Source organism: Shewanella sp. 1180_01, from assembly GCF_052850535.1.
On the sequence record NZ_VXCT01000056.1, the window covers coordinates 1 to 14,838 of the forward strand.

A 14,838-nucleotide genomic window follows, 5' to 3' on the forward strand; every position below is an offset into this window, starting at 1 on the left:
GTCATTAATCGCTCAAAGATAAAGCGTTAGCGTGTCTGTAACGCTAACCAAGGCATAAATATCTGCAAAAACTCCTGTTGATGGGAAATAAACGGCGCATGTGAGGCTTTGGCTAGCATCACATCTTCAATTTGCGGCGTGATCGGCATCTTAGGTTGTACGCGTTTGGGGACGAGTCCATCGAGTCGTCCCCAAATTCTAAGCCAAGGTTGCTGTAACTCTGTCAGTTGCGGCCTTAAGTCGATGTCGGTCAGCATAGTCAGACCTTGAGTTAAGGCTCTGGCATCGGGTAACGGACGCGCAAGCACAAGATCGCGCAGCCGTTTGATATCTTCTTTAGCGGTTGCGCTGCCCATGGCCTGAATCGCTAGAAATCTCTCAATGGTTTTAGGTAAATTTTGCCCAAGTTGTTCACTAAATTGACTAAGCACTAGGGGTGGAATGCCTGGCCATGCTTCATCCTCTCTCGCCATAAAGCAGGGTGATGAGGCGATAGTGATCAAGCCTTTGATTTTATGTGGATAACTCAGTGCTGCCTGAGTCGCCACGAGTCCACCGAGTGACCAGCCGGCCCAAATAGAGTGTTCTGGTAATGCGGCGACTAAGGCATCGACCCAAGCTAATAGATCACCTTCCACCATCTGACTATGGCCGAAGCCCGGCAAGTCGACATAGTGCACCCTATACTGAGACAGTGACTCATGTAATGGTGTAAACACAGCGCTATTGACTCCCCAACCGTGAAGCATCACCAGATCTGGCCCTTGGCCTCTGATTTCAATATGCAAATTTGCGTGGTTTGTGGATATCACTTGGCTCACTTGAGTGCCTCAAAAATGGATTAGGTGAATGTATGCCGCACTTTGTCAAAAGGATTTGGCCGCAATCTGCTTTGCGGATAATGCGTTTAGGCTGTCAAGTCGGCACAAGCTGGTTGGCGAGCAGTTTACCTAACCGTTGTCTGCTGTGCCACCAATCCATATCACTTCCCGAGACAGGCATTTGTGCCGTTTGTCTTCAATCTGGCTTATATCATGGGCCTATTTGCTTAGGTTGCGGTAAGTCGATGCAAATAGAAGTCGATTATTGCGGTGAATGCCAAAAGCGCCAGCCACGTAAAGTCATTGCACCTTGTAGTTATCATCAAGGTTTGGGGGCTTGGGTTGGTGCGATTAAATATCAAGGTCAACTTGCCGCTTTGCCCGTGCTGTGTCGCGCCTTAGTGGCGCGAATTAAGCTATTAGAACAGCAAGGATTAATCTCGCTGCCTCAAGCGATAGTGCCAGTTCCATTGCATCCAAAACGTTTGCAACAACGGGGATTTAATCAGGCTTGGTTAATTGCCCATGAGTTATCGCAGATCTTGCAACTGCCATTAGTGAGCGAGGGCTTAACGCGCCAGCAAGACACTCGGCCGCAGGCCGGACTTTCAGGTGCACAGCGACGACGCAACTTACACGATGCCTTTATGTTAGCGGATGATTTTGCGTTCCAGCGTATTGCACTGGTGGATGATGTGGTCACGACAGGCACCACAGTCTCTGAAATAGCCCGCTTATTCGAAGCGCGATACGTGCATGTGCAAGTATGGTGTTTGGCAAGGGCAGAGGCGCCAGGCTTGTTGGATGATGTTGGCGCTGTTTAAAACATGCGGTCACATCATTATATCTATGTGTATGTCAAAATTATGTCAAAAATACTGAGTGAAAATGAATAAGTTTTAATTCTGAGACAAGGTGTAAGTATCTGTATCAATAAGTTTTATTTATTAATTTTATTGATGTACCTTCCTATGTTATTTCGTTTGGAGGGTATTTATGGACGCTAAACAGGCGCTATCAAATGCAAATGCGGCATCTACGCTGAAAGATGTTATTCAGGCGATAAGCTATTCTTTGAAGCTGCATGGTATCTGTGGTTTCTGGTTTCAGGGAGTTCCACTTTGTGCGTATGAAAATTACCACTTTCCAAAAGATACCAATCTGTTCTCTCCTACGGCGTTACGAAAACCTATCGCCAGTATAGCTTCTTCCCCTGTTGTCGCTGAATTACAGCGTTATTATTTAAATCAGGTTGCAGCCAATGATTTCAATTTTGGATTTTCATTAGATACTTCAATATCTTATATGTATAGATTCACGAGTGAAAGAAATGATAAGACCAGCCTACTGTTTAGTAAGCATAATATTCAAAGTGTTTTGAGCTGGCCCATCTCATGCCACACTAATCGTCATTGGGCAGGCCGCTTCATACTACTCAGCCATCTTAGCGACTCAGAGATAGCATTAGAGGGATTGGCTGATACTTTAAAGGAAGCCCAAAACAAGCTGTTTGAATGTAATAAACAATTGTTCAATCCATTTCTACAAAGCTCGCTACTTAAAGATAATGCGAGAGATATCCTGCTCATGGTCGCAAACGGCCTTCAGAATGACGAAATTTCAACTCAGCTCCCGATAAGTGTCAGAGGAGTTGAATATCATATGGAAGCTATGCGCAAGAAATTTGGGGCTACAAATAGAGCAAACTTAATCCATTTAGCCCATCAATATGAGTTGATCTAAATATGTTGATATTACTGGTTGAAGATAATCGACTTCTCTCTAACAACATCATTCAATATCTTGAATTGAGTGGCATAGAGTGCGATTACGCTTTCAACCTAGCTCAGGCTGATATGCTAATTAGCCAGCAGCAATTTGACGCTATTATTCTCGACCTAAATTTACCAGATGGTGATGGGATTGAAGCATGTGAACGCTGGAAAGCACAGTGCATTACTTCGCCCATAATAATGTTAACCGCACGTAGCAGTCTGAATGAGCGCTTGAATGGGTTTGCTGTTGGCGCGGATGATTATTTAGTAAAACCATTTGCAATGGAGGAGCTCGTCGCGCGATTGAAGGTGGTTGCTCAGCGTCGTCCGGCGCCTCAAAGGCTAGTCATTGGTGAGCTAGAAATTGATTTTGGAAACCATAGGGTATATCGCCAAGGACAGCTTCTTGCTTTACCTAAAACAGGCTGGCAGATCCTTGTTTTATTAGCTCGGCGTAGCCCAGAAACTGTGAGTAGAGAAGAGATTGAGCGAACGATTTGGCCCAATAGTGCACCTGATAGTGATAGTTTACGCAGCCATATCCATCTGTTACGAAGGGTGATAGATCGACCCTTTGAACGACAAATATTGCATACGATTCGTGGAGTCGGTCTAAGCCTTAGGGATGACATCAATGCAAGCTCCTAAGCTTAGCCTCAAGCGGAGCTACCAAGTATGGGGTGTTATTTTTCTATTAATAACATTAGGTATTAATAGCTTTATACCACTGTGCATGATGTGTGCAGGTATGATTTCTATGCATGAGGTCACCATACATAATGCAGGGCAAGCTGCTGAGTCATTACTGACTATGGCGGAACATGCTCAACCGCAAAAACAATTACTTAATCAGCCGATTCTAAAAACTGATAACTTAACCGTCTATCTTAATTGGTCAGATATCCCTCCGCTGATTCGACAATTAAGTAATGATGAAGTCTTAACTGATGCGAATACAATTCTGTATGAGCATGCAGAAGGTCCCTTTGTTGATGCTTTAAGTGTGTACTACACACAGAGTGGCCAGCCACTCTATGTTTGGCTGCAGTACAGCGTTACCCATGACTTGCAATTTGCACCTAAAAACATGACTGCAATCTTGCTTCTCGTATTGATAACCTTCTGTGCAAGCGCAAGCCTTGCGTTTTATATGCAAAGTAAAGTGATTACACCTGTCCATCAAATTAGCCATGCGATTAAGCAGCATGATTGGGAGGGAGGAGGGAAACTTAGCTTACCGAAACAAGAATATGCTGAATTAAAGGCTATTGTTGATGCTTTAGATAACTCAATTTTACAACTTCAAGAGGCTCAGCAGCGGGAGCTAAATTTTCTGCGATTTGCTAGCCATGAATTACGTACGCCTGTTGCAATATGCCAGTCTTCATTCGAAATCCTCGCTTTACAACAAGGTGAACTCACTGGAGCGACTTTGTATGCTTCTCAAGCGACTGGACAAATGAAGTCTCTTATTGAAACACTGCTATGGTTAACAAATAAAGAGTGTTCCACCCTAGAAAAAGAAAGCGTAGCTCTGTCACCTTTACTTCTCAGTATTATCGAGGAGCAGCAACAAGTACATGGTCATGAGCAAAAAATACAGTTATTAGCTGATGATACTTGTTTGCTAGTTCAGCTCCAGCCTTTAAAAATAATAATAAGTAATTTATTGAGGAATAGTATTGAACATGGTGGAGTCGATATTAATATTACTCAAGAAGGTCATTGTGTTGAAATTATTAACTCCTACAATAGTAACGGTCATAATGGATTCGGTTTAGGATTACTGTTGGTTAAACGGCTGGCAGATCAACTCGATTGGTTTTTTACAACATCATCAAAAAATGGCATGTTTATAGCAAAATTAATTATAACTAAATGACTTAAATATATTTCATCGATGTTTACTACATTTAACCACACACTTTTTAAATCTAACAGCGCCTTTGGGTCTAGATCACATAGCCTTCATGTTAGCTATAGTAAATTAATCCAATAAAGTTTATCAGGCATGGATAGTATTCTTTTTTTAAAAGAACATTGTCTCAAATAATATATGGATATGTGAGAGGTTTTATGTGTAACAAGAGTGTTATAACAGCTTTGTTTGGCGCGATTTTTGTCAGTGGTTCAGTATATGCTAATGTGAATAAGACTAGCGTAGATTTAGGTTATAAATTCTACACAAACGACACGAAAAATGATAACCCAGGCGTTTTTAATCAACCTTTTGTTAAGTTAAATCATCTGGGAATTGCAGACTGGGGATCCTATTTTGCTAATGTTAAGTTAGAAAATCCTGCCGAACTCGCTGAAAATCAAAAAAACATAGATGGCAAAACTACAATTAAGTCGTTAATGATAATAGAAAATAGACTAGGAGACTCTCAGTTTAATTTTTGGACGCAAAACTTTGTCTCAGCGAGTGAAACTTTAGTTGAGGATAATCTTTATTTTGGTCTTACCCATAATGCTAAATTCAAAGATTTATCATTAAATTATGGTGTTGGTTTGAACTATACATTTGGAAATTTTTCACCTGCATCAGCGAAGTTTAACGATTTATCAGGCTACGCTGTCGTACTGAATGCAAAGTATCCATTTGACTTTTTGGGTTTTAACCACAGTTTAAGCTTAAATTATGAGGCTCAAATCGATAGGGATGAAGTACATCAAGAGCTTTTTTCATACAACAGTTATGGCCACCAAATCATAACAACTATACAAACAAAACTAACAGATTCAATATATTCTAAGTTGCATCTAACTCATTATGATAGTTGGGGTTCGCAATATAACGATGGGCTTGAGTATGGTATATCGATTGGTTATCAATTTTAACTATTAATCAGAGGGTCTGATGTTTTTCAAATATACGGCCTCATCTCTATTAGTGATCATTTCAAATATTCAATCTCTTTATAAAATTTGATAAGGGAAGCAATAATGCATTATAAAAAATCCATGATAGGTCTTACTGTAACTGCGATAGCTATTATTGCTGGCTGCCAAGTTACGCATCAAATAATAAAAAGCCAAGGTACTGCTCAAGGTAAGCATGGCGAAGTGCAGGTCGAAACAACATTCAAAGACGGGCATATTGTTGCGATTGATGTACTTAAGCAAAAGGAAAATAAAGTCCTTGCAGGTGCCGTATTTAAAAATGTGAAACAGGCAATTATTGATAACAACTCTATCGAGGTTGATGGTATCACTGGTGCAACAGTGACGTCTAAAGCGCTAAAAGAAGCCGTGGGCAAGAGTATTGAAGCCGCAGGGGTAACACTAGTTGCTGTCGTTTCAGCTAAAAAAAGTGAAGCATTAACTCCTGCAGAATATACCTATGATGTCGTGGTCATTGGCTCTGGTGGTGCAGGCTTTAGTGCAGGCTTAGAAGCAATGGCCGCAGGCCGAACTGCCGTTATTATTGAAAAAATGCCAATTATTGGTGGTAACTCATTGATCTCGGGTGCTGAGATGAATGTTGCTGGTAGTTGGGTACAGAAAAATATGGGTGTGACTGATAGCAAAGACCTGTTTATTAGCGATACGTTAAAAGGTGGCGATTTTAAAGGTGATCCTGAAATGGTTAAGACCATGGTCGATAATGCTGTAGGGGCTGCAGAGTGGTTAAGGGATTACGTCAAAGTAGAATTTTATCCCGATCAGTTATTTCAGTTTGGTGGACATAGTGTTAAACGGGCCTTAATCCCTAAAGGTCACACTGGCGCTGAGGTGATTAGTAAGTTTTCTATTAAAGCTGAAGAAGTGGGCTTACCGATCCATACTAATACTAAGGCTGAAAAGTTAATCCAAGATCAAACGGGTCGAATTGTTGGTGTAGAAGCGACTCATAATGGAAAAACTATTACATACCATGCTAAACGCGGTGTTGTGATTGCTACGGGTGGATTCTCATCTAACATGAAAATGCGCAAAAAATACAACCCAGAGTTAGATGAACGTTATGGTAGCACTGGTCATTCAGGTGGCACTGGTGACGGTATTGTGATGGCAGAAAAAATACATGCAGCAGCTAAAAATATGGGATATATCCAGTCATACCCTATTTGTAGCCCAACCTCTGGTGCTATTGCCTTGATTGCAGACTCTCGCTTCTTTGGTGCGGTGTTAATCAACCAGAAGGGTGAGCGCTTTGTTGAGGAATTAGAGCGCCGCGATGTTATCTCACAAGCCATTTTAGCCCAACCTGGCCGTTATACTTATGTGTTATGGAACCAAGCTATTGAAGATGTTGCCCATACCGTTGCTATGCACCAAGGAGAGCTAAAAGAGTTCACTAAAGATGGTCTGATGTATAAAGTTGATACATTGGAAGAAGCGGCGAAGGTTTTCGATATTCCAGTGGAAAAACTAGCATCGACTATCAAAGATGTTAATCATTATGTTGCTACTGGTAAGGATGAGGCTTTTAATCATCGCTCAGGATTGGTTGATTTAAGTAAAGGACCTTATTGGATTTTAAAGGCTACACCTTCTGTGCACCATACAATGGGTGGACTTGTGGTTGATACTCATACTCGTGTGTTGGATGAGCAAGGAAATGCTATTCCCGGCTTATTTGCCGCAGGTGAAGTGACAGGCCTAACACATGGTACTAATCGTCTTGGTGGCAATGCCTACACTGATATTATTGTTTTTGGTCGTATAGCAGGACAAGAAGCGGCTAAATAAGTTGTGTTTTATGTCTAGCTTAAGCGACCCAATTGGGTCGCTTTTTTTGTAAAGAATGCTTGTTTATTCGTGCATAATACGGTGTTTATAGCCTTATTTATGATGAGTAAATCGTGATCGCTATGGCAAAAATCCACAAACTTGCTACCCAAGGGACTACAAAGCGAAGGTGAGTCGGAGTATCATACGGCTAATTCTTACTAAAACACTCAGGTATCCCCTGACGGAGCAGGTTTTCATGATTACCATTTCCGATGCGGCTCAAGCCCATTTTGTTAAGTTGTTAGCAGATCAACCTGAAGGCACTCATATTCGCGTATTTGTGATCAGTCCAGGAACCTCGCAAGCCGAGTGTGGTGTGTCTTATTGTCCACCGGATGCAGTAGAAAGTGATGATATTGAAATCGAGTTCACTGGCTTCAATGCTATGGTCGATGAGAAGAGTGCACCTTTCCTTGAAGATGCCACTATCGATTTTGTGACTGACCAATTAGGTTCACAACTCACGCTCAAAGCTCCTAACGCAAAAATGCGTAAAGTGTCTGGCGATGCACCTTTAGTCGAGCGTATCGAATACGTGATCCAATCTGAAATCAACCCTCAGTTAGCCGGCCATGGTGGTAATATCATGCTGGTTGAAATCACTAAAGAAGGCTTAGCTGTACTGCAGTTCGGCGGTGGTTGTAACGGTTGTTCTCAAGTTGATATCACCCTGAAGGATGGTATCGAGAAACAACTGTTAGACATGTTCCCAGGTGAGTTGACTGGCGTACGTGACGTGACAGATCACCAACACGGTGAGCATTCTTACGCTTAATCTTGTTTGTTGAGCTGAATAAAAAACGCGACCTTAGAGTCGCGTTTTTAGTTTTTACCCAAATAAAAATCTAAGGTTAATCAGCTGCTAGTTATCAATCTGACTTCAAAAAGTCTTTGCTGAAATAATAGTGCCCAGCAAGCGTTAGGCTTCTGGCGACCATAAAGGCACTCATAGCGGCCCAGAGAGCGTGGTTACCTTGCTCTGGTAATAATAGTTGCTGCAGTAAATACCATGTCGGGAAAAATGCGCCGAAGGTGGCGAGTATCATGCTATTGCGCATCACTTTTCCTTTAGCGGCACCTATGTAAACCCCGTCGAATAAATACGAGCTAAAAGACCATAAAGGCAAAAATATCAGCCAGATAAGATAGGTTTGCGCTGTTGCTCTGACCTCATTAATGCTGGTCAGTAACGCGATAATATTACTGCCAAAAAGACTGAATACAGCGCAGAACCCTAACGCAGTAATGGCCGACCAGCTCCAGGCTAAGATCACTGCTTCCCGTAATTGCTCCGCCTGTTTTTGGCCATAGGCTCGGCCGACTTCTGCCTCGGCATAATAGGCAATGCCATCGAGTGCATAGGAGATTAACAGCAGTAAATTCAGTAACACGGCATTGGCGGCAACGGTATTATCACCCAGACCCGCACCATGAAAAGTCATAAAGGCAAAGGCCGCTTGCAGGCAGAGGCTGCGGATAAAAATATCTGTGTTGAGCCTCAGTAATTTGCCGTACCCCGTTAGGGTGACATGGGGTAATAGCTGGGATAAGTGAAAATCGGCTTCGCGCTTGAGTTGCTGTAACACCATAGTGAGTGCGACTGAGAAAGCGGTGATATCGGCAAAGACTGAGGCGAGGGCGGCGCCTTTAACGCCCCAGCCTAAGCCGAGGACAAACACCACATCGAGAATAATATTGGCAAGGTTGGCTAATATCAACTGCCACATGGCGGCTTTAGGTTGCTGACGTCCCAATAGCCAGCCAAGCATTACGAGGTTGAGTAGAGCGAAGGGCGTTGACCAAATTCGTACCTGAAAATACTCGCGGCAATAGCGCTCGACTTCGCTACTCGCTTCGGATAATCCTAGCGCTAAATTTAATATCGGGACTTGCAGCGCGATAACGCCAGCGCCCAATAACACAGCTAGCATAGCGCCTTGGACTAAGAGTTTATGCTGGGCGTGAAGATCATTTGCACCATAGGCCTGCGCGACTAAACCTGTGGTCGCCATACGCAAAAATCCCAATAACCAAATGATTAATGTGATAATCGTTGACCCGACAGCGACTCCCCCTAAATAATAGGCTTCACTCAGATGACCTATGACAGCCGTATCGACTAAGCCCAAAAGTGGGATAGTGATATTGGAGAGTATCATCGGCAGGGCAAGCGCCAGTAATTGACGATTTTTCGCGCCGTTAAGCATTAGGTCGAGCCAAGTTGATTTAGCAGTATTCATTAATTTCAGAGGTGTTCACATTATGGTTAAACGTGTGCTGTTGGCACTTATAGGGCTAATGACGTTTTCTGCCCATGCCGTGGTCATTCTGCAATATCACCATGTGTCAGAAACCACTCCGGCGGCCACAAGCGTGACGCCCGCGCAATTTCGTGAGCAAATGCAGTTTCTAGCCGATGATGGCTTTAAGGTGATCCCGCTTTCTCAGGTGGTTGAAGCGATAAAGCAAAAACAAGATTTACCGGCGAAAACAGTCGCAATTACCTTCGACGATGGTTATCGCAGCATAGCCACTACGGCGCATCCTATCCTAAAGGAATTTGGATTTCCCTACACCTTGTTTGTGGCAATTGAGCCGATTAAACAAAAGTTTATCGAGATGATGACTTGGGATGAGCTGATAACGCTATCCAAGGAAGGCGCCGATATTGCTAACCACAGTTGGGCGCACGAACATTTGATCCGCGCCTTAGAAAATGAATCACAGGCGCAGTGGCTAGCGCGGATAAAAGCCAATATCTTAGATACAGAAAAGGCGATTGTAGATGCCACTGGGCACAATTTAAAAATGCTGGCTTATCCCTACGGTGAGTACAATCAAGCTTTGCAGGATATGTTAACCGAGAACGGCTTTGTCGCCTTGGGGCAGCAATCGGGAGCCGCTGGGCCCTATTCGCCGTTAACGGCGCTGCCGCGTTTCCCTGTTGCAGGACAATATGCTGATTTAAAAAGCCTTAAGGCCAAACTATACAGTTTAAATATGCCTGTGATTGCACAGAGTCCTAGTGATCCTGAGTTAAAGGGCGGCCACTGGCGCCCAGAGCTTAAAGTCACCCTAGATATGAGTGATATCTCGGCTAAGCAAGTGATGTGTTATATCCAAGGTCAAGGTTCAAAACAGCCGACTTGGTTGAGTGAGAACGAGTTTAGTGTTCAAGCGGATTTAGCCTTACCTGCGGGGCGTTCGCGTTACAACTGCACTGCGCCGAGTAAGGCGCGCAACGGTTACTATTGGTTTTCTCAGCCTTGGGTGAGGCCAAAGGACGATGGCTCTTGGGTCAAAGAGTGATCAACGGCTAGGTTTGTATTGCGCCACTATTTTTCTAAAATCGCTAATCATTTCATCATTTAACACCTGCGGCGGTTTGCCTAATGCGGCCGTAGGTTTAAACACTGCGACTCGCGTTCCCTGCGGCGACACCAGTACATAACCCGCACTATGGTCGACTTGGTAGTTTTCCCCTTCACCGACCATGGCATAGGTCAGTCCTAAGCTGCGGGTGAGCGGGAAGATTTGTGTCTGCTCGCCCGTGACCGCTTTAAATTCTGGATTGAAAAAATTAACATAGGTCAGGAGTTTATCCGGTGTATCCCGTTTGGGGTCGACGGATAGAAACACCACCTGCAATGGCGCGATCTTGTTTAGATCGGGATAAGCCGCCGCGAGTTTATTTAAGGTCGTAGGACAAACGTCGGGGCAAAAGGTAAAACCGATAAAGAATAAGCTCCATTTCCCCTGCAAGCTGGCGTTGGTAAAAACCTGCTGATGTTGATCAACCAATTCAAAGGGCGCTAATTCATAGGCCTGCGGAAACAAAAAACCACTCTTTAGCTCGATAGGTTTCGGGGGATTAAATTTCACCGCAAATAGGCCGCCAAGGCCGATCAATAATATGGCGATGACTAAAATTCTTTTCTGCATTATTGGCTCCATAACGACAGGTTAGCGCGACAAACGAGTTGCATACACTAGTTCAACAAATAGTGGTCGAGCAGTAATGCCATGAATAACAACATCAAATGATAGATAGAGAAGCGGAACACTTGCATCGCTAAGCCATCATGATCCCGATATTTAAGTTGCCATGCTTTATAGATAAATCCGCTACTGAGCAAACTAGAGCAGACAAAATACACGGGCCCACACATGCCAACCAGCACAGGTAATAGGCAAGCAATCGCCAGCAATACTGTGTAAAGCAGAATACAGGTTTTAGTAAACTCGACACCGTGGGTAACCGGCAGCATGGGAATATCCACTTTGGCATATTCGGCGCGTCTGTGAATGGCCAGAGCCCAAAAATGTGGCGGCGTCCACGTAAAAATGATGATCACTAACAACAGCGCATGACCATGAAATTCGTTCGTCACTGCCGTCCATCCCAGCAAGGGTGGCATGGCTCCCGCAAGGCCGCCGATCACAATATTTTGTGATGTCGCGCGTTTCAAATAGGCAGTATAAACCAAGGCATAACCAATCAAGCTGGCAAAGGTGAGCCAAGCCGTGAGTGGATTCACTAAGGAATATAAGACGATAAAGCCAAGGCTACCTAAGCTAGCGGCGAAAATTAACGCGCGGGTTGCCGAAATACGTCCCTTAGGCAACGGGCGATTGTAGGTGCGCGCCATTAAGCCATCGATACGGCGATCGATCAGATGATTTAACGCCGCCGCCGAGCCTGCCATCATGGCAATGCCAAGCATACCAGCGAGTAAAGGTTGAACGGGCACAGCATTGGGCACGGCCAAACACATGCCGACTAAGACAGTGAGCAGCATAAGTACGACCACTTTAGGTTTGGTCATTTCAAAATAGGCGCGCCATGTCACGCTGATAGTGGGTAGGCTACTGGTGATTGAGAGTGGTTTTGCCATCTTGGATCCCTCGCTTATGCTTTGCGCCATAAAAAATAGTTGATTGCGACTAAGGTCAGCAGCAGTAATGCCGCCCCGCCATTGTGAGACACGGCAATGCCGAGTGGTAAATGCATCACTACGTTAGAAATACCTAAGCTCACTTGCAGGATCACTAACCCTACCAATAAGAGGCTTAAGGCCCTCATCCCAGCCGCGCCAACAAATAGTCGATAGGCGAGTACGAGTAATAAACTCGCGGTAACAATAGCGCCTATTCTGTGGGCGATGTGGATAGTCATACGGGCTGGGTAATCGAGCACTCCAAATTCGAAACTGTGGTGTTGGCCTTGGAATGGCGAAAAAGCTTCCGCTATTGCCAAGTTATCCACCCAGTTACCTTCGCAAATGGGTAAAGCGGTGCAGGCGAGCGCCGCATAGTTAGATGATGTCCAAGCGCCCAGCATAATCTGACCTACAAGAACGAATAGGCTCACCAGTGCCAGCGGTGCCAGATTGCGGGCATGGGTTTCGCTATTAAAGATCCGCCGCGGTCGGGTTCGCAGATAGAGGAGTAACAGCAGTGAAATCAGGCTGAAGCCACCAATAAGATGCGACATCACCACTATGGGCATGAGTTTCATCGTCACTGTCCACATGCCGAGTGCCGCTTGAAAGAGGATCAATAGCACTATGATGAGCGGCAATTTTTTCGGCGCTTCCGGCGTTTTCAAACACAGCACTAAGATGAATAACACCAGTAAGCCAAGTCCGCCGGCGATATATCTGTGGATCATCTCCAGCCAAGCTTTTTCTGGGTGGATATCATGATCGGGGAAGATGGTTTGTGCATGGGCGATTTCATGGTCTTGGGTGGGCACCTTGATATGGCCGTAGCAACCCGGCCAATCTGGGCAGCCGAGCCCCGCGTCCGATAGGCGAGTGTAAGCGCCCATTAAGATCACCAACAAGGTAAAGACTAAGGTTAAGCGTAGGACCCAAGTTAGCTGCATCAATCTACCCTCGACAGTTTTAACAACTTACGCAGATCCGCAACCAAGGCCTTGCCTTGAGCTAAATGGGCTTCTCTGCCCTGCACTTGGGGATAGCGCAGCACTAAGCTGCCTAAGGGATCGACTATGATCAGCTGCTGTTCATCTAGCCAATGGTTTAAGCCAGCATTGGCGGGACGTGTGTTGAAGTGAAAGGCGCTTAAAGCATTGAGATCGCTGTCGGGATGGGTGAGGATCAGCGGTTCGACTCGTGCCTGATCTGGCCCTAAAGCAGTGTGGCTTTGGCGTAAAATATACAGGCGTTCGCGGCAAGCATCGTCGCATTGGGCGGGTAGTAAATATAGCAGTTGCCATTCTTTTGGATTGGGATTCTCAACCCCAAGGCTGGCATAACTGGTCTCAGGATTGATCAGCTCGCCATGATTAGTGGCGCCGCCGTGGTATAAATTCAGGCTCAGCACTAGCTTGGCTATCACCACGGGCGCGATAAACGCCAGCAACAACAAGCCCAATGCCTTGTGTTTCGATTTATTCTGGGAGTTCATGCTTGCTCCTCTCATTCAAATTATCCCTAATTTATTGTTTTATATTTATTTAGTTTTTATTTGTGTCTTGCTAAGTATGGTACGAATTTCCCTATTCGCTCCTTGAGTTTGCGATTGTTTCGGCACTATGGCGTTTTACATACTTAATCCCTTGCCACAGCATGAGCCCAGCAAACACGGCTGCCATCGAAAACCACTGCAGCGCATAACCCCAATGTTTTTGTGCAGACAGTGGGAAGGGTTGCCAAGGATGCGGCAAGGCGAGGGCGGGTAGCTCATCCGGTTGCAGCACTGCATCGAGCAAAGGGTGGCCTAACAGCTGCGCCATTTCCGGTATATTCAAATTCTGAAAGCGAATACTTGTCCCCGTTTCTGCCATTAAAGCCTGGCTCAAGGGATTGATTTGCTTTTGATAAAGCCGACCTTCGATATTCAATTCACCGCTAAGTGGGCTGATGTGGGGCAACTCATCACGGTGGGAACTGGCAGCGACAAAACCTAATTCAACCAGTAACCAAGGTTGACCCGCTGCCACTTGCAGGGGCTGAAAGGCTAAATAGCCCACTTGGCCCTGATAGATTTGATTATCCAGTAGCCATATTTGCGAGCTCGCGGGTATGGCGTGCACATGCAGTCGATAACCTGTCACCCCTTCCTTATCGATTTTGAGTTGGAGCTGCTCAAAACTTAATGGCAGCAAGGATTGTCTTGCCTCCATTTGGGCTAACAGCATGGTTTTTTCTTCGCCGCGGGCTAATTGCCATAGACCCAACTTGACCAACATCACGAATACAGCCACAGTCAATATCAGTAAAAAAACCGTTAATTTATTCAGCAGAACATAAGGATATTGCATGAATACCCTATTCATTTTTAAATTGGTCTTAGTTCTGCTGTTGCTGTTCATCATTTTTAATCTAGGTAGAGCCTTGTTTATTATGGTAAGAGGTGACAACCAAGTGCCTATGAGCCGTTATCTTGGTCGCCGGGTGATTTTCTCGGTACTCGTTATTCTGTTGCTGCTGGTGGCCTTAGGGACTGGGTTAATCAGCCCCAATCCCACGCCTTACTAA

The 14,838-nt window shown here is 44.7% G+C and carries 16 protein-coding genes; 9 read left to right on the top strand and 7 right to left on the bottom strand.

The window, feature by feature from the left end:
* Positions 1-26: 26 nt before the first annotated feature.
* Positions 27-821, bottom strand: coding sequence for a pimeloyl-ACP methyl ester esterase BioH (gene bioH / locus FW758_RS20365; protein ID WP_446446344.1), 795 nt, complete (start codon positions 819-821; stop codon positions 27-29).
* Between the two features lie 32 nt (positions 822-853).
* Here bioH and FW758_RS20370 point away from each other — a divergent pair, with 32 nt between their 5' ends.
* From FW758_RS20370 to nfuA, 7 genes are all read left to right on the top strand, one after another.
* Positions 854-1,645, top strand: a complete 792-nt coding sequence (locus FW758_RS20370; RefSeq protein ID WP_446446345.1) for a double zinc ribbon domain-containing protein — start codon at positions 854-856, stop codon at positions 1,643-1,645.
* 172 nt (positions 1,646-1,817) lie between these two features.
* Positions 1,818-2,564: a helix-turn-helix transcriptional regulator gene (locus tag FW758_RS20375; protein WP_446446346.1), complete on the top strand. Its 747-nt coding sequence runs from the start codon at positions 1,818-1,820 to the stop codon at positions 2,562-2,564.
* 2 nt (positions 2,565-2,566) lie between these two features.
* A complete protein-coding gene (locus tag FW758_RS20380) occupies positions 2,567-3,244 on the top strand; it encodes a response regulator transcription factor (RefSeq protein WP_006084628.1) in 678 nt (225 codons plus the stop codon).
* Positions 3,231-4,478, top strand: coding sequence for a sensor histidine kinase (locus tag FW758_RS20385; RefSeq protein ID WP_226059675.1), 1,248 nt, complete (start codon positions 3,231-3,233; stop codon positions 4,476-4,478). The genes FW758_RS20380 and FW758_RS20385 overlap by 14 nt, the downstream gene beginning before the upstream one ends.
* 194 nt (positions 4,479-4,672) lie before the next feature.
* Positions 4,673-5,437, top strand: a complete 765-nt coding sequence (locus FW758_RS20390) for an outer membrane protein OmpK (RefSeq protein WP_446446347.1) — start codon at positions 4,673-4,675, stop codon at positions 5,435-5,437.
* A gap of 105 nt (positions 5,438-5,542) precedes the next feature.
* On the top strand, positions 5,543-7,291 hold the full coding sequence (urdA, locus tag FW758_RS20395) for a urocanate reductase (RefSeq protein ID WP_446446348.1): 1,749 nt from the start codon (positions 5,543-5,545) through the stop codon (positions 7,289-7,291).
* Between the two features lie 238 nt (positions 7,292-7,529).
* Positions 7,530-8,108 carry a Fe-S biogenesis protein NfuA gene (gene nfuA / locus FW758_RS20400; protein ID WP_330147732.1) on the top strand — a complete coding sequence of 193 codons (579 nt, stop codon included), beginning with the start codon at positions 7,530-7,532 and terminating at the stop codon, positions 8,106-8,108.
* Between the two features lie 94 nt (positions 8,109-8,202).
* Here nfuA and FW758_RS20405 read toward each other — a convergent pair whose 3' ends face one another.
* A complete protein-coding gene (locus FW758_RS20405) occupies positions 8,203-9,573 on the bottom strand; it encodes an MATE family efflux transporter (protein WP_446446349.1) in 1,371 nt (456 codons plus the stop codon).
* Positions 9,574-9,595: 22 nt separating this feature from the next.
* On the opposite strand from FW758_RS20405, the gene FW758_RS20410 reads away from it, so the two are divergent.
* A complete protein-coding gene (locus FW758_RS20410) occupies positions 9,596-10,642 on the top strand; it encodes a polysaccharide deacetylase family protein (protein WP_446446350.1) in 1,047 nt (348 codons plus the stop codon).
* On the opposite strand, the gene FW758_RS20415 is transcribed toward FW758_RS20410, so the two are convergent.
* The 5 genes from FW758_RS20415 to FW758_RS20435 form a co-directional block, all read right to left on the bottom strand.
* Positions 10,643-11,275, bottom strand: a complete 633-nt coding sequence (locus FW758_RS20415) for an SCO family protein (RefSeq protein WP_259510980.1) — start codon at positions 11,273-11,275, stop codon at positions 10,643-10,645.
* A 47-nt stretch (positions 11,276-11,322) separates the two neighbouring features.
* Positions 11,323-12,228: a heme o synthase gene (gene cyoE, locus FW758_RS20420; RefSeq protein ID WP_446446351.1), complete on the bottom strand. Its 906-nt coding sequence runs from the start codon at positions 12,226-12,228 to the stop codon at positions 11,323-11,325.
* Between the two features lie 14 nt (positions 12,229-12,242).
* The gene (locus FW758_RS20425; RefSeq protein WP_259510982.1) at positions 12,243-13,220 is read right to left on the bottom strand and encodes a COX15/CtaA family protein; all 978 of its coding nucleotides are present in this window, start codon (positions 13,218-13,220) and stop codon (positions 12,243-12,245) included.
* Entirely contained in the window at positions 13,220-13,765 is a 546-nt protein-coding gene (locus FW758_RS20430) for a hypothetical protein (protein ID WP_259590041.1), read from the bottom strand. Before FW758_RS20430 ends, FW758_RS20425 begins: the two co-directional genes overlap by 1 nt.
* 91 nt (positions 13,766-13,856) lie before the next feature.
* The gene (locus FW758_RS20435; RefSeq protein WP_446446352.1) at positions 13,857-14,621 is read right to left on the bottom strand and encodes an SURF1 family protein; all 765 of its coding nucleotides are present in this window, start codon (positions 14,619-14,621) and stop codon (positions 13,857-13,859) included.
* On the opposite strand from FW758_RS20435, the gene FW758_RS20440 reads away from it, so the two are divergent.
* The gene (locus FW758_RS20440; protein ID WP_014620547.1) at positions 14,620-14,838 is read left to right on the top strand and encodes a DUF2909 family protein; all 219 of its coding nucleotides are present in this window, start codon (positions 14,620-14,622) and stop codon (positions 14,836-14,838) included. The two genes, FW758_RS20435 and FW758_RS20440, sit on opposite strands and share 2 nt — an antisense overlap.

What these genes read in the sequence shown, in the direction of transcription:
- FW758_RS20430 (WP_259590041.1), bottom strand. Translation starts at nt 13,765, where the DNA reads ATGAACTCCCAGAATAAATCGAAACACAAGGCATTGGGCTTGTTGTTG.
- FW758_RS20440 (WP_014620547.1), top strand. Translation starts at nt 14,620, where the DNA reads ATGAATACCCTATTCATTTTTAAATTGGTCTTAGTTCTGCTGTTGCTG.
- FW758_RS20370 (WP_446446345.1), top strand. Translation starts at nt 854, where the DNA reads ATGCCGCACTTTGTCAAAAGGATTTGGCCGCAATCTGCTTTGCGGATA.
- FW758_RS20435 (WP_446446352.1), bottom strand. Translation starts at nt 14,621, where the DNA reads ATGCAATATCCTTATGTTCTGCTGAATAAATTAACGGTTTTTTTACTG.
- FW758_RS20425 (WP_259510982.1), bottom strand. Translation starts at nt 13,220, where the DNA reads ATGCAGCTAACTTGGGTCCTACGCTTAACCTTAGTCTTTACCTTGTTG.
- FW758_RS20390 (WP_446446347.1), top strand. Translation starts at nt 4,673, where the DNA reads ATGTGTAACAAGAGTGTTATAACAGCTTTGTTTGGCGCGATTTTTGTC.
- FW758_RS20375 (WP_446446346.1), top strand. Translation starts at nt 1,818, where the DNA reads ATGGACGCTAAACAGGCGCTATCAAATGCAAATGCGGCATCTACGCTG.
- FW758_RS20415 (WP_259510980.1), bottom strand. Translation starts at nt 11,275, where the DNA reads ATGCAGAAAAGAATTTTAGTCATCGCCATATTATTGATCGGCCTTGGC.
- FW758_RS20380 (WP_006084628.1), top strand. Translation starts at nt 2,567, where the DNA reads ATGTTGATATTACTGGTTGAAGATAATCGACTTCTCTCTAACAACATC.
- FW758_RS20410 (WP_446446350.1), top strand. Translation starts at nt 9,596, where the DNA reads ATGGTTAAACGTGTGCTGTTGGCACTTATAGGGCTAATGACGTTTTCT.
- nfuA (WP_330147732.1), top strand. Translation starts at nt 7,530, where the DNA reads ATGATTACCATTTCCGATGCGGCTCAAGCCCATTTTGTTAAGTTGTTA.
- cyoE (WP_446446351.1), bottom strand. Translation starts at nt 12,228, where the DNA reads ATGGCAAAACCACTCTCAATCACCAGTAGCCTACCCACTATCAGCGTG.
- FW758_RS20405 (WP_446446349.1), bottom strand. Translation starts at nt 9,573, where the DNA reads ATGAATACTGCTAAATCAACTTGGCTCGACCTAATGCTTAACGGCGCG.
- FW758_RS20385 (WP_226059675.1), top strand. Translation starts at nt 3,231, where the DNA reads ATGCAAGCTCCTAAGCTTAGCCTCAAGCGGAGCTACCAAGTATGGGGT.
- urdA (WP_446446348.1), top strand. Translation starts at nt 5,543, where the DNA reads ATGCATTATAAAAAATCCATGATAGGTCTTACTGTAACTGCGATAGCT.